Raw genomic sequence first — 24,454 nt, forward strand, 5'->3', positions numbered from 1 at the left:
CGTGAGTACGACACAGGCCCGCAAGGGCCTGTTTTTCTTTGTATCCGCAATGTTTCCATACTGCTGGCGGAACCTTGAATACGCTATGCTGCACACCTTATGAAAACACATACCTCTACCCTCATCACTGCGGCCCTGCTGGCCGCATTGACCGGCTGCGCATGGCGCCAGCCGCTGCCACCGGGCGTGGCGGAAGTCCAGCTGGTGGCGCTGAATGATTTCCACGGCAATCTGGAAGCCAGCAAATACGTCTGGGACAGCGCGGCCGGCGGCGGCGAGCGCACCATCCAGGCCGGCGGCATCGACACGCTGGGCGCTGCGCTGAAGGCGTGGCGCAAGGACGATCCGGAACTGATGGTGGTCGGCGCCGGTGACCTGATCGGCGCCAGCCCGGCCATCTCGTCGATGTGGGCCGACGAGCCGACCATCGGCGCCATGAATCTGCTCGGCCTGCGCGTGACGTCGGTCGGCAACCATGAATTCGATCAGGGCCGCATTGAGCTGCTGCGCCAGCAGCAGGGCGGCTGCGTCTCGCCGCGCGCCGACAAGGCGTGCAAATTCGACGGTCCATATCAAGGCGCGCAGTTCCAGTACCTGGCCGCCAACGTGATCGACATGCGCACCCGCAAGCCGGTGCTGCCGGCGTATAAAATCGAGACTGTGCATGGTGTGAAGGTCGGCTTCATCGGCACCGTGTTGCGCGAGACGGCCGAATCGGCGCTGGCCTCGGGCATCGCCGGCCTGGAGTTCGTCGACGAAGCGGACGCCATCAACCGCCAGCTGCCGGAATTGCGCAAGCAAGGCGTGGGCGTGTTCGTGGTGCTGATCCACCAGGGCGGCCGCACCACCGATAAATTCGACCAGCAGGATTGCGGCAATCTCAAAGGGCCGATCGTGGATGTGGTCCAGCGCCTCGATCCGTCGATTCGCCTGGTAATCAGCGGCCACTCGCACCAGGGCTATCTGTGCAGGGTGGATGGCCGGCTGGTGACGCAGTCCGATATGGGCGGCCATGTGCTGGGCCGCATCACGCTGCAAGTGGACACCGCCACCAACACCGTGCGCGAGGTCAGCGCCAAACAGGAGGTGATGGTGCCTGGCACGTGGCCGGCCGATCCAGCGCTGACGGCATACCTGAACAAGGCGCGTGAGCAAAGCGCTGCCGCGCTGGCGCGTCCGGTGGCGGTCATCGCCGTGCCGAGCGTAAAGCGCGCCAAGGACCACGTCGACGAGTCGGCGCTGGGCGATCTGGTGGCGGACTCGATGCTGGCGGCGGGCCGTCCGTACGGTGCGCAGATCGCGCTGCAGAATCCGGGCGGCATCCGCCAGGATCTGGAGACAGTAGCCGGCAACCGCGTCACGCTGGGCAAGGCGATGGCGGTTCTGCCATTCGGGAACACGCTGGTGGCGATGAACCTGCGCGGATCGCAAATTATCCAGCTGCTGGAAGAGCAGTGGCTGGAAGACCGCGACGCCAAGCGCGGCTTGCTGCAACTGTCGGAAGGCTTTACCTATCAGTGGGACGCCAGCAAGCCGGAAGGCAGCAAGATTGTGCCGGGCAGCGTGAAGCTGAACGGCGTCAAGCTGGACATGGACACCTCGTACCGCGTGGTGACCAATAACTTCCTGGCCGAAGGCGGCGACGGTTTCCCGGCTTTCAAGAACGGCAGCAACCGCGCGCCGACCGGCATCCGTGACATCGACGCGCTGACCCAGTATCTGGCCAGGCGCGAACAGGATGGCAAACCAGCCGGCGCTGCTGCGCCGCTCAAGCGTTACGTACAAAAGGACCAATGATGCGTCGACTTTTACTTTCCGCCCTGGTGGCGGCCAGCGTGCTGGCCGCGCCGGCCCGCGCGGAGTTTTCGATTCCCGGCTTTGAGCTGGTGCAGACCGCGCCGGTGGAAACGCCGCTGCATAGCGATGACTTGCGCAATCCGGCGCAGGTGTGGAGCGAGCTGTTTGACAACGCCAAAAGCGAAATCGTCATCGGCCAGTTCTACGCCGTCATCAAGCCGGGCAGCGTGTTTGAAAAAGTGGTGGAGCATCTGGAGGCCGCCGGCAAGCGCGGCGTCAAGATCCGCTTCCTGCTGGATCAGAAAGGCGTGGGCCTGTCGGAGAAGCCGACCATCGAGCGCCTGAAGGCGATTCCGAATATGGACTTCCGCATATTGGACGTGAATAAGCTGACTGGCAACGGCATCATCCACGCCAAGTACCTGGTAGTGGATGGCATGACCGCTTACATCGGCAGCCAGAATTTCGACTGGCGCTCGTTTGAGCACATCCACGAAACCGGCTTGCGCATCACCGATCCGAAGATGGTGGCGCAAGTACAGGCGATCTTCAATCAGGACTGGAATGCGCAGGCGCTGATCTCGCAAGGCAAACCGGTGCCGGTGTTGAATGCGACGCCGGCGGCGCCGGACATTCATCAGGGTACCTTCCTGCTGGCCAGCCCTCAGCAATACAATCCTGCGGGCGTGGGCAATTCCGAGGCCGGCCTGCCGGCGCTGCTGGCGGAAGCTAAAAACGAAGTGCGCATCCAGTTGCTGGACTACGCGCCGCTGAGCTACGGCCCGAAAGGCACGCGGCCTTACTACGCGGTGATCGACAACGCGGTGCGTTCGGCGGCCAATCGCGGCGTCAAGGTCAAGCTGATGGTCTCCAACTGGAACCTGGAAAATCCGGCGCAGGTCTACCTGAAAAGCCTGGCGATCCTTCCGAACGTGGAAATTCGCGTGGTGACGCTGCCGGTGGCCTCGACCGGCTTTATTCCGTTCGCGCGCGTCATCCACAGCAAGACCATGGTGATCGACAACCAGATCGCCTGGGTTGGCACCAGCAACTGGAGCGGCGGCTATATGGACTTGTCGCGCAATCTGGAAGTGGTGATGCGCAATGAGAAAATGGCGCAGCGCCTGGCCGCGCTGCATGAGCAGACCTGGTCGTCGTCGTACGCGCAAGCGCTCGACATCAACAAACAATATCCAAAGCCAGCGAAAGGCAGTCCTGAATGAAAAAGCTTGCATGCATACTGGCGCTCAGCAGCGCCTTCGTCTCCGTCAACGCCCACGCGTGGGGCAATGACGGCCACCGCGCGGTTGGCGCGATTGCCGACCAGCTGATCGTCGGCAGCAACGCCGAGAAGCAGGTGCAGGCCTTGCTGCTGCCGGGCGAGAGCCTGGCCAAGGTGGCGTCGTGGGCCGACTGCGTCAAGGGCACTTACTGCGGCCCGCAAACGGAGGAGATGGTGGCTTACACCACCGCCAATCCGAAGCACAGCGAGTACCACTACACCGACGTGCCGTTCCAGCTGTCGCACTACCAGGACCATGGCGTCGGCACCACCGACCACGATATCGTGCAGACCCTGAAGCAGTGCATCGCGGTGTTGCAAGGGAAGGGCAACGCGACCACCAATCCGCACAACTTCACGCCGCGCCAGGCGCTGTTGATGCTGACCCACCTGACCGGCGATATCGCGCAGCCGCTGCATGTGGGCGAGGGCTATGTCGGCAAGAACGGCGGCTTCGTGCTGCCGACGCAGAAGCAGCTGGACGACAAGGAAGCCTTTGCGACGCAGGGCGGCAACAATCTGCAACTGGACGACATCAAGCTGACTGCCAACAGCACGCAGCAGATTCCCGCTGCACCGGCGGACGACAGCAAGCCAGCGCCGGCCACGCCAGCCCGCCCGCCGCAGACCACGCGCGCGTTCCACTCGTACTGGGACACCACGGTCGTCAACTATGCGTTCCGCCGCATCGGCGCGCGCACGCCGGAGCAGTTCGCGCAGATGGTCATCGCCGGCAATCCGGTGGTGTCGCCCAACAGCGGCGATCCGGTAACGTGGCCATATGAGTGGGCAGATCAGACGCTGGTGGTCGCCAAGCTGGCCTACGCCGACGTGGTGCCGGGCCCGATGGCGCAGCAGACCAGCAAGAACGGTGACGTCTACAACGTGTGGCCGCTGGCGATTCCGGACAACTATCCGGTACCATCGTCGGCCGCCGCCAAGGCGCAGCTGATCCAGGGCGGCTATCACCTGGCCGCCGTGCTGAAAGCCATCTGGCCGTAACCGTCGCTCCCGCGCACGCGGGAGTCCATGCTGAGTATGGATTCCCTCCTGCGCGGGAATGACGGCGATGCTTATTTGCCTTTCACGGGATCGAACCAGAGTTCGCCGCGTGACAGCGGTGTCTCTGGCGGCAGGTGCGGATTTTTGATGTGCAGCACGCGCCGCTTCGTCAGCCCGCCCGCCTTGATGCTCTCGCCCTTGAACTGCTGGAACAGGGTGTTGAGCGAACCATCCTTGATCATCATTTCCATGCCGTCCGTGATGCGCTGCGCCAGCAGCTTGCCTTCAGCGTCGCGCCGCGTGAAGAAGTACAGCGGCAGCGGATACTGCAGCAGCAAGGCCGGCTCCATCGCCATGTCCGGATAGCTCGGGCGGCGTTCCATATACTCGCGCTGTGCTTCGTCAATGCCGCGCGAGAACCAGTCGAAGCGGCCGGCCGACAGCATTGCGAACAGTCCCCGGTAGCTGGTGCCTTCCACCACGGTGAAGCCGGCGTTGCGCAGGATCGGCACATCCACCCAGTCCTTGCCTTGTCCTGCGCGCAGCGTGCGTAGATCGTCCACTGTGTGCACGGCCGCGAAGCGCGGCAGGTCGGCGGAACGCACGAGGAAAATGCGGTAGCCCAGCAGGCCTTTGTCGATGGGCAGGCGCACCGGGATGTATTGCTGCTCCAGCTCCGGCGACGTGGCGCGCGCAAAAACGTTGATGCGGCCACCTGGCGTGAGCAGCTCCTGCGCCACGCGCTGCGGTGACATCGCTTGAGTCGACTGTTTGAGTTCAAACGGCCCATAGCGCGGGGTGGTCTTTTGCAGCGCCACGCGCAGCACCGCCCAATCGTATTCGTAACGGCTATCCGCATCGTCAAGGCTGGTCAGCGGATACACCACCTGCGTCGTCGCACCGCACGCGCCGGCCGCCAGCCATAAAGCCGCCCATAGCAAAGCTGTGACCGAAAGCTTGAGATTTCGGCTATGCACTTTGCGTGCCCTCAAATGATAAAAGTAGTAGAGTCATACAGTGGCGCATGCGCCTCGTATCTTTAAAAGTATTGAAGGATTTCTGTAGCCGCCGCCCCGACGCGAGTGGCAGTGTTCGGCAATGGGCACAACGCATCGATTCCATCACGCCGGGTAACTTTAGCGAGCTGCGCAGCTTTTTCGGAAGTGTTGATCATATTTCTCCGTTCACCGTTTTTAACCTCGGTGGCAATAAGTTTCGGCTAATCGCCACTGTCCATTATGCAAGCGGGGCAGTGTTCATCAGGTGGATGTTAACGCATGCTGAATACGATAAATGGACTAGGCGCTACCTGCAAGGAAAGATCAAAAAATGAATAGCTTAGTGGATAATGTTGATGGCGGCGATTTGGCAGCGGCTTGGCTGGAGCTTAGTCGACTAGTTGAGCTGCGGCCCATCACCAATGAGGCTGAGTATGATCGCACGGTTACATTGATGAATCATGTGCTCGATATAATGGGCGAAAACGAACAGCATCCTCTAGCCGGGCTACTTGAATTACTGGCGTTGATGGTCAGCAGCTACGATAAGGAGCATTACTCAATTGAAGAGCTGTAAATGATAAAACGATGCCTGTTGCTCTTCTTGTTCATGCTGGCAATGCATGCCGGCGCCGCGCCGGTGGGAAATCCGAAGAGTGGCGCGTTGCTGTTTCAGCGTTGCGCGTCCTGTCATGCTGTGGGGCCGTTCGCCAGTGGCGGCTATGGGCCGCAGTTGAATGGCGTCGTCGGCCGGCGCGCGGCGTCGACCAAGGATTACAAGTACTCCGATGCGATGAAGAAGTCCGGGCTGACGTGGGACGAGAAAACCCTGAGCGCCTATCTGCGCGCGCCCCACGATGTGGTGCCAGGGACCAGCATGCGCTTTTGGGGCATCAAGGACGAACAGCAACTCGCCGATGTGATGTCGTATCTGAAGACCTTCAAGCCTTGATAACGTCGATGCCCATGGCGCGGTAGCGCGCCAGCAGTGCCTCCGGCGCGTCGCTGTTGACCACAATGGCGCTGACTTGCGACAGCGGCGCGATCTGATAGGGCGAGGCGGTGTCCAGCTTTTCCGGCGATGCCAGCACCACGGTGCGCTGGGCCATATTGCTGATGACGGCGGCCGGCCTGCTGGACCACGCCAGTCCGGAGGAGCGCATCAAAGCGGAGGTGGAAGAGGAAACCGGCTACCGCGTCAGCGAAGTGCGCAAGGTGTTCGAAGCCTTCATGAGTCCCGGCTCGGTGACCGAGCGGCTGTACTTCTTCGTTGGCGAATACGATGCGGCGTCACGCACCGGCGACGGCGGCGGCATTGCGGAGGAGGGCGAGGATATCGAGGTGCTGGAATTGCCGATGGCCGAGGCCATGGCGATGGTTGCCGACGGCCGGATCGCCGACGGCAAAACCATCATGCTGCTGCAATACGCAGCATTGCATTTGCTGGCGGCTTAACGCGACTTGACGAACGGTGAACCGAGCGCCTTCGGCGCCACCGACTTGGCCATCAGGCCGGCCAGCACGATTACGGTCAGCACGTACGGCACCATCTGGATCATGGCGCCGGGCAGGCGGCCGATCACCGGCAGTTCCACGCCTTCGATCTGGATCTGCACCGCGCCGAAGAAGCCGAACATCAGGCAGCCGAGGAAGGTGTACAGCGGACGCCAGTTACCGAACACCATGGCGGTCAGCGCCAGGTAGCCGGCGCCGGCCGACATGTCGCGCAGGAAGAAGCCACTTTGCACGATCGACAGGTAAGCCCCCGAGAACGCGCACAGGAAACCGGCGATCAGCATTGCCATGTAGCGCTGGCGTTCGACATTGACGCCGGCCGCATCGGCCGCATGCGGGTTCTCGCCGCAGGCGCGCAGGCGCAGGCCGAAGCGGCTGTGATACACGATCCAGTGCACCAGCGGCACCAGCGCGAACGCCAGGTACACCAGCACCGAGTGGCCGCCGATCAGGTGGGCGTAGAACCAGCCGAGGAAGGGGATGTGTTCCACCGCGGCGGAGCCGGGCAGCACCACGTCGAACAGGCGCGCCGAGCCCAGGTCCGGCGTGCGGCCGCCCTGCTGGAAGAAGTACTGCGCCACCACGAAGGTCAGGCCGCTCATGGCGATGTTGATGGCGATGCCGGCCACCAGCTGGTTGCCCTTCTGGGTGATGGCGATGTAAGCCTGCAGGCTGGCCAGCAGCATCGAGGCCACGATGCCGGCCATCACGCCGTACCACGGATTCTGCGTGGCGAAACCGACGGCGGCCGAGACGAAGGCCGAGGCCAGGATCTTGCCTTCCAGGCCGATGTCGATCACGCCCGAACGTTCGGCGAACAGGCCGGCCATGCCGGCGAAAATCAGCACCGGCGCATTGCGCACGGTGGATACCAGGATACTGCCGATATGGAGGTCGTCAAAAGTCATATCGTTCTCACTTCTTCAGTTTGAGCATTTTGGCGATCGCGGGACCGTACAGGTTTTCCATCGCGCCGCAGAACAGGATGATCAGGCCCTGGACCAGGATCACCATCTCGGGCGGGATGTTCTGCTTTTCCAGCGACAGGTCGAAACCGCCCTGGGTCAGCGCGCCGAACAGCACCGCCGACAGGAAGATGCCCACCGGATGCTGGCGGCCCATCAGCGCAATCGCGATGCCGATGAAGCCCGCGCCGCCGACGAAGTTCAGCGACAGGTAGTGGGTCGAGCCCATGATGGAGTTGACCGAACCCAGGCCGGCCAGCGCGCCCGAGATCAGCATGACGATGATGATCATCTTGCTGATGCGGATGCCCGCGTAGTGGGCGGCGTGCTTGTTCAGGCCCGTGGCGCGCAGCTTGAAGCCCCACGAGGAACGCGACACCACCACGCCATAAATCACCAGCGCGATGATCGCCAGGAAGAAGCTGATGTTGAGCGGCGTCTCGCCGAGGATCGGGAACCACTGGTTCAGGCGCGGCATCTCGGCGGCGGCGGCAAACGCGCGGCTGGCCGGATTCTGCTCGCCGGCCGGCACCAGCTTGACGATGATGGTGTTCATCAAGGCGCCGGCGATGTAGTTGAACATGATGGTGGTGACCACCACGTGGCTGCCGCGTTTTGCCTGCAGGTAGCCGGGCACAAAGGCCCACAGCGCGCCAAACAGCGCCGCGCCCAGCATGCCGATCGGGATCAGCAGCCATGCCGGCAGCGAACTGTCGAAGGTCAGCATGGCCAGCGTCAGGCCCAGGCCCGCGAAGTACATCTGGCCTTCCGCGCCGATGTTGAACAGGCCCGCTTCCATGGCGATCGACACGGCCAGGCCGGTGAAGATGAAGGTCGAAGCGTAGAACAGCGTGTAGCTCAAGCCTTCCGGATTGACCACGGCGCTGTTGACCAGGATCGCCAGCGATTCGGTCGGGCTCTCGCCCAGCAGGTGAATGACCAGCGCCGTCACCAACAGTGCCGACAGCAGGTTCAGGAGGGGCATTACAAAGCCGGTTGCCCAGCGTGGCAGGTCTTTATTCATGATTTGTGTTCGCCCCCCATCAGCAGGCCGATGCGGGTAGTGTCGAATTCTTCAATTTTCAGTTCGCCGGTGATGCGGCCGCCGCACATGACCAGAATGCGGTCCGCCAGCGCGCGCACTTCTTCCAGCTCCACGGAGACCAGCAGGATCGCCACGCCTTCGTCGCGCAGCTTGAGCAGCTGCGCATGGATGCTTTCGATGGTGCCGATGTCGACCCCGCGCGTCGGCTGGCCGACCAGCATCAGCTTCGGCTGCGCCAGCACTTCGCGGGCGATCACCACCTTCTGCTGGTTGCCGCCGGAGAGCAGCCCGATACGCAGGTCGTGGTTGTTGGGACGGACGTCGAAGCTCTTCATCAAGGCGTCGCAGCGGGCCGCGATGGCTTTGAAGTTGAGCAGGCCCCACTTGTTTTTCAGCTTGTCCTGGTAGCCGAGGATGGTGTTGTGCATGACCGAGAAGGCCTTCACCACGCCGTCGCGCAGGCGGTCTTCCGGCACGTGGGCGATGCCCAGTTCGCGGAAGGTGCGCGGCAGGCCGTCCGGATCGGAGCGGCCGTTGAACGGCAGGTCCTTGCCGAGGAAGGCCAGCTTGCCGGAAGTCGGCACGCGCATGCCGGCCAGGATTTCCATCAACTCGCTCTGGCCGTTGCCGGACACGCCGGCAATCGCGACGATCTCGCCGGCGCGCAGCGTGAAGCCGATATCGGCCAGCAGCTTGACGTCCTGGTCATCCCGCAGTTGCAGGTTCTCGACGTGCAGCACCGGCGCGCCAGGGTTGTACGGCGCGCGCGGCAGGTTGTTCTCGATCGGACGGCCGACCATCATATTGGCCAGCGCTTCCTTGGTGGTGCCGGCGGTCGGCACGGCGCCGATCACGCGGCCGCCGCGCATCACGGTCACGGTGTCGGTGATGTCGAGGATCTCCTGCAGCTTGTGGGTAATCAGGATGATGGTCTTGCCCTGTTCCTTGAACAGGCGCAGGATCTCGAACAGCGACGCGGTTTCCTGCGCGGTCAGCACGGCGGTCGGTTCGTCCAGGATCAGGATGCTGGCGCTGCGGTAGATCTGCTTGAGGATCTCGACCCGCTGCTGCGCACCCACCGACAGGTCGTGGATGGTGGCCAGCGGATCGACGTCCAGCCGGTAGCGGGCGCAGATCTCGCGCAGTTCCGCTTCCACGCTGGCGCGCTTGGCCTTGAGCCGTACGCCGCCTTCGCTGCCCAGCATGACGTTGTCGAGCACGGTCATGTTCTCGACCAGCATGAAGTGCTGGTGCACCATGCCGATGCCGAGGGCGATCGCCTCCTGGCTGTTGTGGATGCGGCGCGCCTGGCCATCGAGCAGGATTTCCCCGCCGTCGGCGCGGTAATATCCGTACAGGATGCTCATCAGGGTCGATTTGCCGGCGCCGTTCTCGCCCACCAGGCCATGGATGGAACCCTTGGCGATGGTGAAGTTGACGTCCGTGTTCGCTTTGACTGCTCCGAAATGCTTGGAGATGCCGCGAAATTCTACTGCTGGCTGCATAGGATCGTTTTTTATTTCAGTTGTGTAAAATACTAAACGCGCCGCGCGGGCGTACTCCCCGGCGGCGCGTTTAATGTTCAAACAGGTTTTAGACCGGGCAGGCAGCGCCCGAGCGGATGTCGATGACCTTGATCTTGCCATCGATAATATCCTTGCGCGCACCCAGCACGCGCTTTTCGATTTCCGGCGTGATCAGCTTGCGGTTGTTCTCGTCCAGCGCCCAATCGACGCCGCCTTCCTTGATGCCCTTGGCGGTGACGCCGGCTTTCCAGGTGCCGTTCTTCATCTGCATGAAGGAGTCGTACACGGCGTTGTCGACGCGCTTGACCATCGAGGTCAGGATCGAGCCAGGGTACAGGCTGTTCTGGTTGGAATCGACGCCGATCGCCAGCTTGCCTTTTTCCTTGGCGGTTTGCAGCGTGCCCAGGCCCGAACCGCCGGCCACGGCAAACACCACGTCCACGCCCCGGTCGAACTGCGAACGTGCCAGCTCGCCGCCCTTGGCCGGGTTGTTCCACGAATCCGAGGAGGTGCCGACCATGTTCGAGGTCACGTCCACTTTAGGATTGACGGCTTTCGCGCCTTGTGCGTAGCCGCAGGCAAAGGTGCGGATCAGCGGGATATCGACGCCGCCGATGAAGCCCAGTTTTTTCGATTTCGACGCCATGGCCGCAGCCACGCCCACCAGGTACGAACCTTCTTCTTCCTTGAAGGTGATGGAATTGACGTTGGCGCCTGGCGCCACACCGTCGATCAGCACGAACCGGACTTTCGGGAATTCTTTGGCGACCTTCTGCACGGCGGCCTGCTGGGCGAAGCCGATGGAGGCGATCAGGTCGAGGTTTTTGCGGGCGAGGCCGCGCAGTACCTGTTCAGCCTGAGTGTCGCTGGAGGCTTGCACCTCGATGAAATTGATGTTGGTCTCTTTTTTGAAGCGCGTGGCGCCTTCGAAAGCGGACTGATTGAACGACTTGTCGAATTTGCCGCCTGCGTCATACACGATGCCCAGTTTTGGGTCAGCCGCGGACGCGCTGGCAGCGATAAACAGTGCTGCAACCGTCAAACTAAGTTGTGAAAGTTTCATGAATAGGCTCCTGGAAGAACGGTATTGTATATTTTTATTGGCCGTTAGATGCAAATCGCGGTCGGTTTATTCCTCTAAATCCCTGATTCCACGTAGTAAGTGCTAGCAACTTGCTAAAAGATTGCCACATTGATAGCGTGGGCTTTCATGTCGCACCGCAACAACAGCGGCCACCAAATTAAATATTTTTATATTGTTGCTTTTTTGTCCGTTTGGAAAAAATAAACCGTCTCGGCAGCTTCCGGTCCATCACCCTGCTTCATAGGGCAAGCGGCTATTTGCCCCGTGTTGCGGTCAATTCCCCACTATGCATCACCCCGAATATGTACGACAAATTCGTTTTTTCTTGCGTATTTATTCAAAATAGATATGAATCAAGTCATACAAAAGGTACGTTTCTTGCATCATTTTTCCGTGCTAGCATGATTTGTAATTAACAAATACCACAACGACATATCAGGGAGCAGGACACAATGAGCAAACAAGGTTTCGCAGTGCGATCGATGATCGCCCTGGCCATCGCCAGCGCTTTTCCGCTGCAATCGGCCCTGGCCACCGAAGTAGCGGCAGCCGCTGAGGGACAGGACACCCCGGCCGCCAGCGCCACGCCTTCCACCGCCAACCAGCTGGAAACGGTGATCGTCACCGCCCAGCGCCGCGCGGAGAACATCAAGGACGTGCCGATGTCGATCGCCACCATCAAGGGCGACAAGCTGGACGCGGTGACCGCCGGCGCCGGCGACATCCGCGTGCTGTCCGGCCGCGCGCCGTCGCTGAACATCGAGTCCGACTACGGCCGCGCCTTCCCGCGTTTCTACATCCGCGGCCTGGGCAACACCGACTTCGACCTGAACGCTTCGCAGCCGGTCGGCTACGTGATGGACGACATCGTCCAGGAAAACGCCATGCTGAAGGGCTTCCCGATCTTCGATACCGACCAGGTTGAGGTGCTGCGCGGCCCGCAGGGCACGCTGTTCGGCCGTAACTCGCCGGCCGGCGTGATCAAGTTCGACTCGGCCAAGCCGGTGTTCAAGCAGGAAGGCTATGTCACGCTGGGCATCGGCAACTACTCGGCCAAGAATGCCGAAGGCGCGTTCAACTTCCCGGTCAGCGACACCGTGGCGCTGCGCTTCTCCGGCACCAGCCAGCACCGCGACGACCGCGTGCACAACACCAATCCGACCGCCGGCAAGGGTACCCAGGACTTTGAAGGCTACGGCGACAATGCCTTCCGCCTGCAGGCGCTGGTCAAGCCGAACCAGGATTTCGATGCGCTGTTCAACTACCATCAGCGTAACTACCACGGCAGCGCCACGCTGTTCCGCGCCAACATCATCAAGCAGGGCACCAACGATATCGTCGACGGCTTCGACTACGGTTCCTACCCGACCGACGGCGTCAACTACCAGAAGCTGGAAACCAAGGGCGGCAGCATTCGCCTGAAGTACAACCTGGGCGACATCACCTACCACTCGATCACCGGCTACGAAAAACTGAAGTTCAACAGCCGCGCCGACGTCGATGGCGGCTATGGCGCCGTGTTCGCGCCGCCGTATGGTCCGGGCCGCATTCCGTTCCCGGTCGAAACGGCCGACTTGCTGCCTAACCACAAGCAGTTCACGCAAGAGCTGCGCGCCGAGTCGAACTACAAGGGGCCACTGCAATGGATCGGCGGCCTGTTCTACTTCAACGAATCGATCCAGATCGACAGTATCGCCTTCGACACGCTGTCGCCTGGCAACCCGCAAGTGCCTTCGTATGCACGCCAGTTCCAGAAATCGAAATCGTGGGCGGCCTTCGGCTCGCTGAACTATGCCGTGTCCGACAAGCTGAAACTGCGCGGCGGCCTGCGTTACACCGACGACAAGAAAGACTTCTTCGCCTCGCGCACCGACTTCGACGCCACCAACACGCTGGTGACCGTGCCGCACACGCTCAACAGCAAGACCCACAACGTCAGCTGGGATCTGAGCGGCACCTATGAACTGGACAAGAACACCAACCTGTTTGCGCGCGCCGCCACCGGCTACCGCGCACCGTCGATGCAGGGCCGCCTGAGCGCACTGACCGACGTGCCGACCCAGGCCGGCGCCGAAAAAGCGCTGTCGTTTGAAGCCGGCGTCAAGCAGGACCTGTTCGATCGCCGCGCCCGTCTGAGCGCTGCCGTGTTCCAGTACCGCGTGAAAGACAAGCAGCTGACCGCCGGTAGCGGCACCGTCAACATGAACCGCCTGATCAACGCCGACAAGGTTACCGGCCAGGGTATCGAACTCGATCTGCAAGCCAACCTGGGCTACGGCTTCAGCGGCTCGGCCGGTTACAGCTTCAACGATACCGAGATCAAGGACAAGAACGTGCGCGTGCAGTATTGCGGGAACGTCGCCAACAACGCCGGCATGGGTTGCACCCCGACCAATGCTCCAGCGCCTGGCTTCCCTGGCTACTCGCTGATCGACGGTAACGACCTGCCGCGCGCGCCGCGTCACCAGGCCAACTTCACGCTGAAGTACAGCACCGAAGTGGCGAATGGTGAACTGTATGCGCTGACCGACTGGACCTACCGCAGCAAGTACAACTTCTTCCTGTACACCGCCACCGAGTACACCGCCAAGCCGCTGACCGAGGGCGGCCTGCGCGTGGGCTACAAGTGGGGCGATGGCAAGTATGAAGTGGCTGCCTTCGGCCGCAACATCACCAACAAGATCGTACTGCTGAGCGCGATCGAGTTCGACAACCTGACCGGCATGCTGAATGAGCCGCGAACCTACGGTGCGACCTTCAAGGTCAACTTCTAAGGTTAGAATCCCCGCTCCGTGCGGGGATTTTTCTTTGGGAGCAAAGTGTGAATCAGACTGTCGTTAATTTGTGGCCGCTGCTGGGCGTGGCCGTCATCATCGCCGGCTTCGTGCTGCGCGCGCATCCGGTGCTGGTGGTGATCGCCGCCTGCTTTGTCACCGGCTTTACCGCCGCCATGCCGGTCGAGCAGTTGCTGGCCACGCTGGGCACGGCCTTCGTCAAGACGCGCAACCTGCCGATGATTTTGCTGCTGCCGATTGCCGCCATCGGCCTGCTGGAGCGGCATGGATTGAAGGAGCATGCGCAGGCGTCGATCGCGCGCATCAAGTCCGCCACAACCGGCCGGCTGCTGATTGTTTACCTGGCGATCCGCGAACTGGCGGCCGCCTTCGGCCTGACCAGCATCGGCGGCCATCCCAATATGGTGCGGCCATTGATCGCGCCGATGGCGGAAGGCGCCGCCGAGGTGCGTTACCCGAATGTGACGATGGAGATGCGCTACCGCATCCGCGCCATGGCCGCCGCCACCGACAACGTCGGTCTGTTCTTCGGCGAGGATATCTTCGTCGCCTTCGGTGCGATTGTGCTGATGCAGACCATCCTGCGCGGCGAAGGGCTGGAAGTCGATCCGCTGCACATGGCGCTGTGGGGCATCCCGACCGCCATCTGCGCCTTCATCATCCATTCGTGGCGGCTGTACCGGCTGGACCGCTATCTGGCGCGGAGCGCGGCATGATACTCACCGTCGACTACTTCTACTATGTGCTGGGCGCGATGCTGCTGATGGTGGCCTGGATGGCGCTGCGCGACCGGCATAATCCGCGGCGTTACAGCAGCGCCTTGTTCTGGGCCTTGTACGCGGTGATCTACCTGGCCGGCGAACAGCTGCCGCCGGTGGCGGCGGGACTGATGATGGTGGCGATGGCGCTGATCGCCGGTTTCGGCGGTGTCACCCTGGGTCGTTACGCCGAGCGCACGGCGGAAGAGCGGCGCGGCAGCGCGCAACGCCTCGGCCACAGGCTGCTGATACCGGCGCTGCTGATTCCCCTCACCACCGTGATCGGCTCGACGCTGTTCAAGGACGTGAAATGGGATGGCCTGTTCCTGCTTGATCCGAAGAACATCACGCTGGTCAGCCTGGGTTGCGGCTCGCTGTTCGCGGTGGCCACGGCCTGCTGGCTGACGCGCTCCACGCCATTGCAGGCGATGCGCGAATCGCGCCGGCTGATCGATCATCTGGGCTGGGCGGTGGTGCTGCCGCATATGCTGGCCGTGCTGGGCCTGCTGTTCACCGACGCCGGCATGGGCAAGGCGGTGGCGCATGTTGTCACCTCGTACATCAATATGGACGTGCGGCTGGTGGCGGTGGCGGTGTACTGCATCGGCATGGCGCTGTTCACCATCATCATGGGCAATGGCTTTGCGGCGTTTCCGGTGATGGCGGGCGGCGTGGGGATTCCGGTGCTGGTCGGCGTTTATCACGCCAATCCGGCGGTGATGGCGGCGATCGGCATGTTCAGCGCCTACTGCGGCACCTTGATGACGCCGATGGCGGCCAATTTCAACATCGTTCCCGCCGCGCTGCTGGAGCTGCCGGACAAAAACGCCGTGGTCAAAATGCAGGTGCCGACGGCGTTGCCGTTATTACTAGTGAATGTAGCACTGCTTTATTTTTTCATGAATCTGTGAGAGTCTTCCGGGTTAGATAGCAGAATCCCGGAGTAGTCAAGATGAAAAAGATAATATTGTTAACTGGCTTTGAGCCATTTAACAAGGAGACCATTAACCCGTCCTGGGAAGCAGTGAGGCAGCTGGATGGCTGGCACGAAGGCGAGTTTGTGGTCCATGCGCGGCAGCTGCCATGCGTGTTCGGTCGCGCGCTGAAAGCGGTGCATCGGGCGGTGGAAGAACTGCAGCCGAGTATCGTTATCTCTGTGGGGCAGGCCGGCGGGCGAATGGATATTTCGGTGGAGCGCATCGCCATCAATATCGATGATGCGCCGTATGCGGACAACCAGCAACGGCAACTGATCGACCAGCCGATCGTCAATGGCGGTCCGGCGGCTTACTTCTCCACCTTGCCGATCAAGGCCATCGTGCACGAACTGCGCGAAGCGGGACTGCCGGCATCGGTATCGCAATCGGCAGGCACCTTTGTGTGCAACCACGTGTTCTACGGGTTGATGCACCAGGCGCATGAGTGGGGCACCACCATGCGTGCCGGCTTCATTCACATTCCCTACCTGCCGCAGCAGGCGGCGCGGCATCCCGGCACCGCCAGCATGAAACTCGAAGATGTCGTGGAAGGCCTGCGCATCGCTGTCCGCACCACGCTCGCCCACACAGTAGATGTGCGCGAGGCGGGCGGCTTGACGCACTAAGGCTGGTGGCAGGCGCTCATTCGGGCGCGTCTGCAACATCAGAGGCTATCCAGCCTGTGATGTTGCCCTTGTCGTCCTTCTCATACTTCAGCTTGTATGGGACGCGTAGCTGGCTTGGTTCGAAGTCGGCTGGATTGCGCGTGATGACCAAGCGGCCAAGTACTTTGGCTGTAGCGCCAATAATCGCGTCGGGCGCCTTGATCTTGCGCTTGGGCGTTCTAGCCAGGCCGGCTGAACGAATAGTTACTGCTGTCGCCATGATGGCGTCGTCGGGGTGCACAACCTGGACGTTCAGCATTTTCAAGAATGTTTCGAACTTTAAGGTGTCGGCCTGGGTCCTGCACCCGACCATGACCTGCATCCAGGTAAGCGAGCTGATAGCGAAGTCGGAAAAATATCCGAGTTCCGCCTTGGCCTCTGGCACGCCATTCATCAAGTCGATGAGAATATTCGTGTCAACAAGTACCTTGGTTACCATTCCTTGCGCATCTCCTGCTGAAAGGCGAGGCCGTCTTTTGGCACGTCATCACGGTCTCTCCACATGCCGAAGACCAAGTCCAGCGCCTGCATGCGCTTTTCTTGATCAGCATTGTTTGGGACATGCGGGGCAACTGCTGCGTTTGGGCTATCAGCAATGGTTTGAGCTGCGATTTTTCGCAACTTTCGCTTCGGGATTTTGGCAGGTGTGCTCATATGTGCCTCACTAAAATTGATGCGCTTGTGGCGAATACAATACCATGCCCACACACCATATGCCTGCTGTGCGTACCGTTTGCGCAGCAGGTTTCTCGCCAGTTTAGTTGTTGCCAGTAAAGCCCGCGGCTTGTTCTATCACTTTGGCCACTTCGGCTGGGTGGACGATGAAGGTTGCGTGGCTGCCGTTGATTTCGGTGATTTTGCTGCCGGCGCGTTTGGCCATGAAGCGTTCCAGGTCTGGATTCACCGTGCGGTCAGCCGTCGATACGATGGCCCAGCTCGGTTTGGTTTTCCAGGCGGCCTGGGTGACCGGCGCGGCGGCGGTCTGGACTGCCGGCAGAACCTGGGCCCGGGCCATGAAGTTGGCTTGCGCGGCCGGCAGGTCGGCGGCGAAGTCGGCGTGGAACAGGGCGTGGTCGAAGTACAGCTGGCCGTCGGCCGTGGCTTTCACGCCTTCGCTTGCCGGCGGCGTCTTTTTGACCAGCGTCAGCAGGCTTTCGCCGGCGTCCGGCGCGAATGCGGCGACGTAGACCAGGCCTTTGACCTTGGCGTTATTGCCGGCTTCAGTAATGACCACACCGCCATAGCTGTGGCCAACCAGGATGCTGTCGCCATCCAGCGCGTTGACGATGCTGTTGGTGGCTTTGACGTCTTCTGCCAGCGAGGTTTCCGGTTGCTGCACGACGGCGACGTTGAAACCGTCACGGGTCAGGATGTCGGCCACACCCTGCCAGCCGGAACCATCGGCGAAGAAGCCGTGGACCAGGACGATGTTCTTGACCGGTGCCGCCATGGCGGCCGGTGCGGCGATGGTAGCGGAAGTCAGGGCGAGGGCTGCTGCGATGCGGGTCAGGGTGTTCATGTTGATTCTCCAAAGTTGGTTAAGTGAGGCCAGTGTATGGAGATCAAGCCGGGCGAAGAAGGCGTGTTGTTATCCTATGAGTGCCAGTCATAGTTATGGTCAGTTCTCCCGTGATGGCGGATTGAGGATGTTGAGGAAAGCCCGCACCACCGGCGCATCGTCGGTGGTGGTGTAGGTGATGTACAGGTTGGCCGAAGGCGGATTGCTGCGGATCGGCACGAACACCACGCCCGGCCAGCCGATGCGGCTGGTGGTCTCTGGCATCAGCGCCACGCCCAGTCCCGCACCGACCATGGCCAGCAGCGTTTGCGGTTCGGACGCTTCCTGGAATATCGTCGGCTGGAAGCCGGCCTTCACACAGCACTGTATCAGGTAGCGCGGGAAGGCCGATTTGTCGAGCGCCAGCGTCAGCATCGGCTGGTCGGCGATGTCCATCAGTTCTATCGCATCCTGCTTGGCCAGCGGGTGATGCTCGTTGAGCGCCACGCACACGTCTTCGCGGAAGCACAGTTCCTGGCGCAGGTTGTCGCTCTTCAATCCATCCTCGTCCAGCCTGGGCTCGCGCCAGAAGCCGACGTCGATCTGCTTGGCGCGCAGCGCATCGTATTGCAGCGTCGGCCCCAGCTCATGCAGGGTCCACGTCACGCGCGGGAACTTGGTCTGGAATTCTTCCAGCAGGCTGGGAATCGGTCCCCACATGGCCGAGCCGACGATGCCCACCCGCAGCCGGCCCACTTCACCGCGGTCGATCTGGCGGATGGTGTCGATGGTCATGCGCATCTTGGCCAGCAGCTCGGCCGCTTCGTTCATCAGCGCCTTGCCGGCCACCGTCAGTTCAAAGGTGCGGGTGGTGCGGGCGAACAGTTTGACGCCCAGTTCACTTTCCAGCTTCATGATCTGCTGGCTCAATGGCGGCTGCGAGATGTGCAGGCGCTCAGCGGCGCGGCTGAAACTCTTTTCTTCGGCGACGGCGAGAAAGTACTTGAGTTGTTTCAGATCGATGGACATAGTGGCCTTAAGTGATGCCGTCATTCCTGCGCAAGCAGGAATCCATGCTGAGCGGGTGCGGCGACGCCGTATGGATTCCGGCGTGCGCCGGACTGACGGTGGCGGAACGATCAGTTATGCTGCATGGCCACCGCCAGCGCGGCGCCGCAACGGGCGTTGTTCTTCACCAGCGCGATGTTGGTCACCAGGCTGCGGCCTTCGGTCAGCGCCTTGATGCGCGCCAGCAGGAACGGCGTGACGTTCTTGCCGGTGACGCCTTGCTGATCCGCTTCCTGCAACGCCTGTTCGGTGATGCGGTCGATTTCTTCCTTCGGCATCGCCTCGGCGGCCGGCACCGGATTGCTGACGACGATGCCGCCCTTCAGGCCCAATGCCCACTTGGTGGCGATGAAGGCCGCCTGCTCGGCCGGCGTATCGAGCTGGAAGTCGGCATTGAAGCCGCTCTCGCGGGTGAAGAAAGCCGGGAAGCCGCGCTGGCCGACACTGACCACCGGCACGCCGTGGGTTTCCAGGTATTCCAGCGTCAGGCCGATGTCGAGGATGGATTTGACGCCGGCGCATACCACCGCCACCGACGTCTGCGCCAGCTCCTGCAAGTCGGCCGAAATATCAAAGCTGGTTTCCGCGCCACGGTGCACGCCGCCGATGCCGCCGGTGACGAACACCTGGATGCCGGCCAGCTCGGCGCAGATCATGGTGGCGGCCACGGTGGTCGCACCCAGCTTGGACTGCGACAGCACGTAGGGCAGGTCGCGGCGGCTCACTTTGATCGCGTCGCCGGCGGTGCCCAGCAACTCCAGCTGCTCGTCCGACAGGCCGACGCAGATTTTGCCGCCGATGATGGCGATGGTGGCCGGCACGGCGCCGCCGTCGCGGATGATCTGTTCCACTTCACGCGCCATCTGCACATTTTGCGGATACGGCATGCCGTGCGAGATGATGGTCGATTCCAGCGCGACGATCGGTTTGCCGGCGGCGCGAGCGGCAGCCACTTCCGGCGAGAACAACAGGTATTGGTGCATGGTCTTATCCTTTACTGGGGAACAGCGGAGCGCTGAGATCAAAATCGTGTATTTCGTCGAGGACGTCGGCGGCCAGCACCGGCGATACGGTCTCCGGGCTTTCCAGCGTCATGGCGGCGACTTTCAGGCCGCGGCGGCAGGCCAGCGTCAGATCGTCGCTGCCTTGATAGAGTGACCAGCAGACTGCGGCCGAAAAGGCGTCGCCGGCGCCGGTCACATCCACCACCTCCACCTGGTGCGCGGCCAGCCATACCAGCGCATTGCCACGCGTGTGGTACACGCCCTGGCTGCCGCAGGTGACGATGACGTCCCTGGCGCCTTGCGCACAGACCTCGTTGCAGGCGGCGCCTACGTCGGCTTCGGTCGGCAGGGCGCGGCCGACGCGGGTTTCCAGCTCGCTGCGATTGAGGATCAGCAGCCGCAGGCCGCCCAGGTCCGCCGGCAGCCGGGCCATCTTCGGCTGCGAGACGGCAACAATCACCAGGGGCACGTTGTCGGTGCGCGCACTTTCCAGGAGCGCTGTGATGCTGTCGGCAGGCAGGTTGAGATCGGCCACGGTCATGGCGGCGGCTGAGCGTTGGGGCAGGCGGCTGGCCAGGAAGGCCGGCGTGATGCGGTCGTACAGGGCCATGTCGGCCAGGGCCAGCACCAGCTCGCCCTTGTCGTCGAGGATGGCGGTATAGGTGCCGGTGGCGGCGTCTTGCAGCTTGAGGCTGCCACGGGTGTCGATGCCGGCCGCTTCCGCATGATCTTGCAGGTTGCGGCCGGCGCCGTCGTCGCCGACGGCGGTCAGCAGCGCCGCCGGCAGGTTCAGACGGGCCAAGTTTTCGGCAATGTTGCGCGCCACGCCGCCGTAGACTTCCTCGGCGGTGGCGGGATTGGAGGTGCCCAGCTGCATCGTCTGGATGGTGCGCAGCTTGCGGTCCAGGTTGGCGGCGCCGATGCACATCACCGGTCGCTTGTCCGGCAGCACGTAGGCGCGCCCCAGCAGGCGGCGTTCGCGGATCAGGCCGGCGATGTGGCCGGCCACGGCGGAACGCGACAGGCGCAGTTCCACCGCCAGGTCTTGCTGGGAGATGAAGGGGTTGGCACGGATCAGCTGGTAAAGCTGTTCCTTCTTGGAGGACTCGGTCACGGTAGTGGCCCTTTTAAACAATTGTCTTCAATGGTAAACATTAGTTTGAATCGAGTCAATCGCGGGTCCACGGCTAAGTTTCGCTTGGTTTATAATACCCGCGATTTATATCACTTTTATATAAATAGCTAAGAAAAATGGTATTTGCCATACATATGCACGATGATGCATAGTGCCAGCTTCCCCAGCCACATCAAAAAATTCGAGGATTTCCATGTCTAATAACTCCCCATTCCAGGCAGCCGACATTATTCGCGCCCGTCTTCCAGAAGGCTTCAAGCCGCGCGTTGCGATGATTCTCGGTTCCGGCCTCGGTGTGCTGGCGGAACAGATGACCGACGCGGTCACTATCGGCTACGACGAACTGCCGGGCTTCCCGATCTCCACCGTGCACGGCCATGCCGGCGAACTGGTGATCGGCACCCTGGCTGGCGTGTCGGTGGTGTGCATGAAAGGCCGCGGCCACGTCTACGAAGGCTACGGCCTGGGCGTGATGACCAGCGCCGTGCGCACCATGAAGCTGCTGGGCTGCGAGATGCTGTTCGTGACCAACGCCGCCGGTTCGCTGCGCACCGAAGTGGACGCCGGTGCGCTGGTTGCGCTGACCGACCATATCAACTACCTGCCGGGCACCCCGATGATGGGCCCTAACGATGAACGGTTCGGTCCACGCTTCTTCAGCATGGCCAACGCCTACGATGCGGAACTGCGCGCGTTGCTGCATACCTCGGCCAAAGAGAAAAACGTCACGCTGCATGAAGGCGTGTACATCGCCTACGCCGGTCCTAACTTTGAAACGCCTGCGGAAATCCGCGCATTCAAGACGCTGGGTGCCGACGTGGTGGGCATGTCGGTGGTGCCGGAAGTGGTGTCGGCCCGTCATTGCGGCCTGAAAGTGGTCGGTGTGTCGGCGATTACCAACCTGGCCGAAGGCCTGTCGCCGTTCCCGCTGTCGCATGACCAGACCTTGAAATACGCAGCGATCGCAGCGACGTCGCTGATTGAAGTGATCCTGGGCTTCCTGGGCAATGTGGCGAAAACGCCGCAAGCGTAAAGATCCCAAGGGGCGGCTGGTCCGCCCCTTTTTTGTTAGCCCGTCATTCCCGCGCAGGCGGGAATCCATGCTGAGCGTACGCTCAGGCGTTGTATGGGTTCCCGCTTTCGCGGGAACGACGGGAGGAAATGGAGTTCATCATGAAACGCGCATTTATCCTGCTGCTCGATTCGTTTGGTCTGGGCGCCACGCCCGACGCGGCGAAGTACAACGACGTCGGCGCCAATACCTTCGGCCACATCGCGGCCAGCATCGCCAAAAGCGGCAAGCCGATGTCGCTGCCGACCATGGAAAAACTGGGCCTGACCGCCGCCGCCCATCTGGCCAGCGGCGAGTGGGCCACCGGCTTTACGCAACGCGAAGGTTTCACCGCCGCCTATGGCGCCGCGCGCGAGCGTTCGACCGGCAAGGACACCCAGTCCGGCCACTGGGAAATCGCCGGCGTGCCGGTGGAATTCGACTGGGGCTATTTCCCGAAAACCGTGCCATCGTTCCCGGCCGAGCTGACCGCCAAGCTGCAGGAGCTGACCGGCGTTCCCGGCTTCCTGGGCGACTGCCACGCCTCGGGCACGGACATCATCAACAAGCACGGTGACGAGCATGTCGCCACCGGCAAGCCGATTATCTACACCTCCGCCGACTCGGTGCTGCAAATCGCCGCGCACGAAGAATCGTTTGGCCTGGAGCGTTTGTACGAAGTGTGCGAGATCGCCTTTAAACTGGTTGAGCCGTACAACATCGGCCGCGTGATCGCCCGTCCATTCCTGGGCGCGAACGGCAACTACACCCGCACCACCAACCGTCACGACTACGCGGTCGCACCGCCGGCGCCAACGCTGCTGGACCACGTCAAGAACGACGGCGGCGAAGTTATCGCGCTGGGTAAGATCAGCGACATCTTCGCCACCCAGGGCGTATCGCGCCTGGTCAAGGGCAAGGACAATATGGCGCTGTTCGACGCGCTGCTGAAAGTGGCCGACGAAGCCGGCGACAAGTCGCTGACCTTCGTGAACTTCGTCGACTTCGACCAGGCCTTCGGCCATCGCCGCGACGTCAATGGCTATTCGAACGCGCTGCACGAGATGGACGCACGCCTGCCGGAGTTCATCGCCAAGCTGCAACCGGACGATCTGGTGGTGATCACCGCCGACCATGGCTGCGATCCGACCTGGCCGGGCTCCGACCACACCCGTGAACACATCCCGATGATCTTCTTCGGCCCGAATGTGAAAGCGCAGTCGCTGGGCATTTCCGAAACCTTCTCCGACATCGGCCAGACCCTGGCCCATCACCTCGGCGTCAAACCACTCGCAAACGGAACCAATCTGTTATGAGCATCATTACCGATTTCAAACGCAATGAAGCCGTCCCGCTGGACCTGGGCTGGATCAATCACATCCACGTGAACAAGAGCGCCGCCGACCGCCGCGCCGCCAGCCTGGCCAACCGCCGCACGGTGAAGAAGGAATACCAGGCCGCCTGGCTGGTCAAGGCCATCGGCCTGATCGACCTGACCACGCTGTCCGGCGACGATACGCCGGGCCGCGTTGAACGCCTGTGCCGCAAGGCGCTGCGTCCGCTGCGCGCCGATCTGGTGGAAGCACTGGGCCTTGACGACTATAACCTCGCCACGGGCGCCGTGTGCGTGTACCACGAGATGATCAAGCCTGCGGTGGACGTGCTGCAAGGCCGCCTGCCTATCGCTGCGGTGTCGACCGGCTTCCCGGCCGGCCTGACCAGCATGGAAACCAAGGTGCGCGAGATCGAACTGTCGGTCGCCGCCGGCGCCTCCGAAATTGACATCGTCATCACCCGTCAGCACGTTTTGACCGGCAACTGGCAAGCGCTGTACGACGAGATGCTGGCTTACCGCAAGGCTTGCGGCGAAGCGCACGTCAAGGCGATCCTGGCGACCGGTGAACTGGTCACGCTGGAAAACGTCGCCAAGGCGTCGTGGGTGTGCATGATGGCTGGCGCGGACTTCATCAAGACCTCGACCGGCAAGGAGCCGGTCAACGCCACGATCCCGGTGTCGCTGACGATGGTGCGCGCGATTCGCGAATACCACGAGCAGACCGGCTTCAAGATCGGCTACAAGCCGGCGGGCGGCGTCGGCACGGCCAAGGCCGCGCTGCAGTACCTGACCCTGATGAAGGAAGAACTGGGCAACGAGTGGCTGGAACCGCACCTGTTCCGCATCGGCGCTTCCAGCCTGCTGACCGACATCGAGCGTCAGCTGGAGCATTACGTGACCGGTAACTACTCGGCCGCTCACCGCCACGCGCAACCATAAGAATCGGAACAGTC

25 protein-coding genes and 1 pseudogene are annotated in these 24,454 nt (G+C 62.0%); 14 read left to right on the forward strand and 12 right to left on the reverse strand.

Translation table 11 applies throughout. The features are described 5' to 3' along the window. Positions 1 to 99: 99 nt before the first annotated feature. Genes GTP55_RS03595 through GTP55_RS03605 form a run of 3 tightly spaced genes read left to right on the forward strand, consistent with a single transcriptional unit; the run spans position 100 to position 4,081 of the window. On the forward strand, positions 100 to 1,797 hold the full coding sequence (locus GTP55_RS03595) for a bifunctional metallophosphatase/5'-nucleotidase (protein WP_161043612.1): 1,698 nt from the start codon (positions 100 to 102) through the stop codon (positions 1,795 to 1,797). Then, positions 1,797 to 3,020, forward strand: coding sequence for a phospholipase D-like domain-containing protein (locus GTP55_RS03600; protein ID WP_161043834.1), 1,224 nt, complete (start codon positions 1,797 to 1,799; stop codon positions 3,018 to 3,020). The genes GTP55_RS03595 and GTP55_RS03600 overlap by 1 nt, the downstream gene beginning before the upstream one ends. Further along, entirely contained in the window at positions 3,017 to 4,081 is a 1,065-nt protein-coding gene (locus tag GTP55_RS03605) for a S1/P1 nuclease (RefSeq protein ID WP_161043613.1), read from the forward strand. Before GTP55_RS03600 ends, GTP55_RS03605 begins: the two co-directional genes overlap by 4 nt. Positions 4,082 to 4,152: 71 nt before the next feature. Here GTP55_RS03605 and GTP55_RS03610 read toward each other — a convergent pair whose 3' ends face one another. Beyond that, on the reverse strand, positions 4,153 to 5,058 hold the full coding sequence (locus GTP55_RS03610; RefSeq protein WP_371868279.1) for a transporter substrate-binding domain-containing protein: 906 nt from the start codon (positions 5,056 to 5,058) through the stop codon (positions 4,153 to 4,155). Between the two features lie 47 nt (positions 5,059 to 5,105). Here GTP55_RS03610 and GTP55_RS03615 point away from each other — a divergent pair, with 47 nt between their 5' ends. Genes GTP55_RS03615 through GTP55_RS03625 form a run of 3 tightly spaced genes read left to right on the forward strand, consistent with a single transcriptional unit; the run spans position 5,106 to position 6,031 of the window. Further along, the gene (locus GTP55_RS03615; RefSeq protein WP_161043614.1) at positions 5,106 to 5,414 is read left to right on the forward strand and encodes a type II toxin-antitoxin system HigB family toxin; all 309 of its coding nucleotides are present in this window, start codon (positions 5,106 to 5,108) and stop codon (positions 5,412 to 5,414) included. Beyond that, complete coding sequence (locus GTP55_RS03620) at positions 5,411 to 5,656, forward strand: hypothetical protein (protein WP_161043615.1); 246 nt, start codon at positions 5,411 to 5,413, stop codon at positions 5,654 to 5,656. Before GTP55_RS03615 ends, GTP55_RS03620 begins: the two co-directional genes overlap by 4 nt. Continuing rightward, entirely contained in the window at positions 5,657 to 6,031 is a 375-nt protein-coding gene (locus GTP55_RS03625; protein WP_229257719.1) for a c-type cytochrome, read from the forward strand. Here GTP55_RS03625 and GTP55_RS03630 read toward each other — a convergent pair. Beyond that, positions 6,021 to 6,188 (reverse strand): hypothetical protein, encoded by a 168-nt coding sequence (locus GTP55_RS03630; RefSeq protein ID WP_202423515.1) that lies wholly within the window; start codon positions 6,186 to 6,188, stop codon positions 6,021 to 6,023. The two genes, GTP55_RS03625 and GTP55_RS03630, sit on opposite strands and share 11 nt — an antisense overlap. Here GTP55_RS03630 and GTP55_RS03635 point away from each other — a divergent pair. Beyond that, a pseudogene (locus GTP55_RS03635) lies at positions 6,187 to 6,534 on the forward strand (NUDIX hydrolase); the annotation flags it as partial. The gene GTP55_RS03630 and the pseudogene GTP55_RS03635 overlap by 2 nt on opposite strands. On the opposite strand, the gene GTP55_RS03640 reads toward GTP55_RS03635, so the two are convergent. The 4 genes from GTP55_RS03640 to GTP55_RS03655 all read right to left on the reverse strand — a co-directional run bounded on the left by GTP55_RS03640 (position 6,531) and on the right by GTP55_RS03655 (position 11,193). Continuing rightward, positions 6,531 to 7,502, reverse strand: a complete 972-nt coding sequence (locus tag GTP55_RS03640) for an ABC transporter permease (protein WP_161043616.1) — start codon at positions 7,500 to 7,502, stop codon at positions 6,531 to 6,533. The pseudogene GTP55_RS03635 and the gene GTP55_RS03640 sit on opposite strands and share 4 nt — an antisense overlap. 7 nt (positions 7,503 to 7,509) lie before the next feature. Continuing rightward, positions 7,510 to 8,583, reverse strand: a complete 1,074-nt coding sequence (locus tag GTP55_RS03645; protein WP_202423517.1) for an ABC transporter permease — start codon at positions 8,581 to 8,583, stop codon at positions 7,510 to 7,512. Further along, positions 8,580 to 10,109, reverse strand: a complete 1,530-nt coding sequence (locus tag GTP55_RS03650) for an ABC transporter ATP-binding protein (RefSeq protein WP_161043617.1) — start codon at positions 10,107 to 10,109, stop codon at positions 8,580 to 8,582. The genes GTP55_RS03645 and GTP55_RS03650 overlap by 4 nt, the downstream gene beginning before the upstream one ends. Before the next feature lie 88 nt (positions 10,110 to 10,197). Then, positions 10,198 to 11,193, reverse strand: coding sequence for a BMP family lipoprotein (locus GTP55_RS03655; protein ID WP_161043618.1), 996 nt, complete (start codon positions 11,191 to 11,193; stop codon positions 10,198 to 10,200). 473 nt (positions 11,194 to 11,666) lie between these two features. Here GTP55_RS03655 and GTP55_RS03660 point away from each other — a divergent pair, with 473 nt between their 5' ends. From GTP55_RS03660 to pcp, 4 genes are read left to right on the forward strand one after another with little or no spacing between them, the layout of a single operon-like run. Beyond that, positions 11,667 to 13,988: a TonB-dependent receptor gene (locus tag GTP55_RS03660; protein WP_161043619.1), complete on the forward strand. Its 2,322-nt coding sequence runs from the start codon at positions 11,667 to 11,669 to the stop codon at positions 13,986 to 13,988. A gap of 47 nt (positions 13,989 to 14,035) precedes the next feature. Continuing rightward, on the forward strand, positions 14,036 to 14,725 hold the full coding sequence (locus GTP55_RS03665; protein ID WP_161043620.1) for a DUF969 domain-containing protein: 690 nt from the start codon (positions 14,036 to 14,038) through the stop codon (positions 14,723 to 14,725). Further along, the gene (locus GTP55_RS03670) at positions 14,722 to 15,678 is read left to right on the forward strand and encodes a DUF979 domain-containing protein (protein ID WP_161043621.1); all 957 of its coding nucleotides are present in this window, start codon (positions 14,722 to 14,724) and stop codon (positions 15,676 to 15,678) included. Before GTP55_RS03665 ends, GTP55_RS03670 begins: the two co-directional genes overlap by 4 nt. 41 nt (positions 15,679 to 15,719) lie before the next feature. Beyond that, the gene (gene pcp, locus GTP55_RS03675) at positions 15,720 to 16,370 is read left to right on the forward strand and encodes a pyroglutamyl-peptidase I (RefSeq protein ID WP_161043622.1); all 651 of its coding nucleotides are present in this window, start codon (positions 15,720 to 15,722) and stop codon (positions 16,368 to 16,370) included. 16 nt (positions 16,371 to 16,386) lie between these two features. Here the strand turns inward: pcp and GTP55_RS03680 are convergent, their stop codons facing one another. From GTP55_RS03680 to GTP55_RS03705, 6 genes are all read right to left on the reverse strand, one after another. Next, a complete protein-coding gene (locus GTP55_RS03680) occupies positions 16,387 to 16,848 on the reverse strand; it encodes a PIN domain-containing protein (RefSeq protein ID WP_161043623.1) in 462 nt (153 codons plus the stop codon). Further along, complete coding sequence (locus tag GTP55_RS03685; protein ID WP_161043624.1) at positions 16,842 to 17,063, reverse strand: hypothetical protein; 222 nt, start codon at positions 17,061 to 17,063, stop codon at positions 16,842 to 16,844. Before GTP55_RS03685 ends, GTP55_RS03680 begins: the two co-directional genes overlap by 7 nt. 103 nt (positions 17,064 to 17,166) lie before the next feature. Further along, positions 17,167 to 17,928, reverse strand: a complete 762-nt coding sequence (locus tag GTP55_RS03690) for an alpha/beta hydrolase (RefSeq protein WP_161043625.1) — start codon at positions 17,926 to 17,928, stop codon at positions 17,167 to 17,169. Positions 17,929 to 18,027: 99 nt separating this feature from the next. After that, complete coding sequence (locus tag GTP55_RS03695) at positions 18,028 to 18,936, reverse strand: LysR family transcriptional regulator (protein ID WP_161043626.1); 909 nt, start codon at positions 18,934 to 18,936, stop codon at positions 18,028 to 18,030. Positions 18,937 to 19,046: 110 nt separating this feature from the next. Further along, positions 19,047 to 19,958, reverse strand: a complete 912-nt coding sequence (locus GTP55_RS03700) for a pseudouridine-5'-phosphate glycosidase (protein ID WP_161043627.1) — start codon at positions 19,956 to 19,958, stop codon at positions 19,047 to 19,049. 4 nt (positions 19,959 to 19,962) lie between these two features. Beyond that, complete coding sequence (locus GTP55_RS03705; RefSeq protein ID WP_161043628.1) at positions 19,963 to 21,093, reverse strand: carbohydrate kinase; 1,131 nt, start codon at positions 21,091 to 21,093, stop codon at positions 19,963 to 19,965. A 214-nt stretch (positions 21,094 to 21,307) separates the two neighbouring features. Between GTP55_RS03705 and xapA the strand changes: the two genes are divergently transcribed. From xapA to deoC, 3 genes are all read left to right on the forward strand, one after another. Then, positions 21,308 to 22,147 (forward strand): xanthosine phosphorylase, encoded by an 840-nt coding sequence (gene xapA / locus GTP55_RS03710; protein WP_161043629.1) that lies wholly within the window; start codon positions 21,308 to 21,310, stop codon positions 22,145 to 22,147. Positions 22,148 to 22,287: 140 nt separating this feature from the next. Continuing rightward, positions 22,288 to 23,481 carry a phosphopentomutase gene (locus tag GTP55_RS03715; RefSeq protein ID WP_161043630.1) on the forward strand — a complete coding sequence of 398 codons (1,194 nt, stop codon included), beginning with the start codon at positions 22,288 to 22,290 and terminating at the stop codon, positions 23,479 to 23,481. Next, on the forward strand, positions 23,478 to 24,440 hold the full coding sequence (gene deoC, locus GTP55_RS03720; protein ID WP_161043631.1) for a deoxyribose-phosphate aldolase: 963 nt from the start codon (positions 23,478 to 23,480) through the stop codon (positions 24,438 to 24,440). Before GTP55_RS03715 ends, deoC begins: the two co-directional genes overlap by 4 nt. The last annotated feature ends 14 nt before the right edge of the window (positions 24,441 to 24,454 follow it).

Source organism: Duganella margarita (assembly GCF_009857535.1).
Classification (GTDB): Bacteria; Pseudomonadota; Gammaproteobacteria; order Burkholderiales; family Burkholderiaceae_D; genus Rugamonas; species Rugamonas margarita.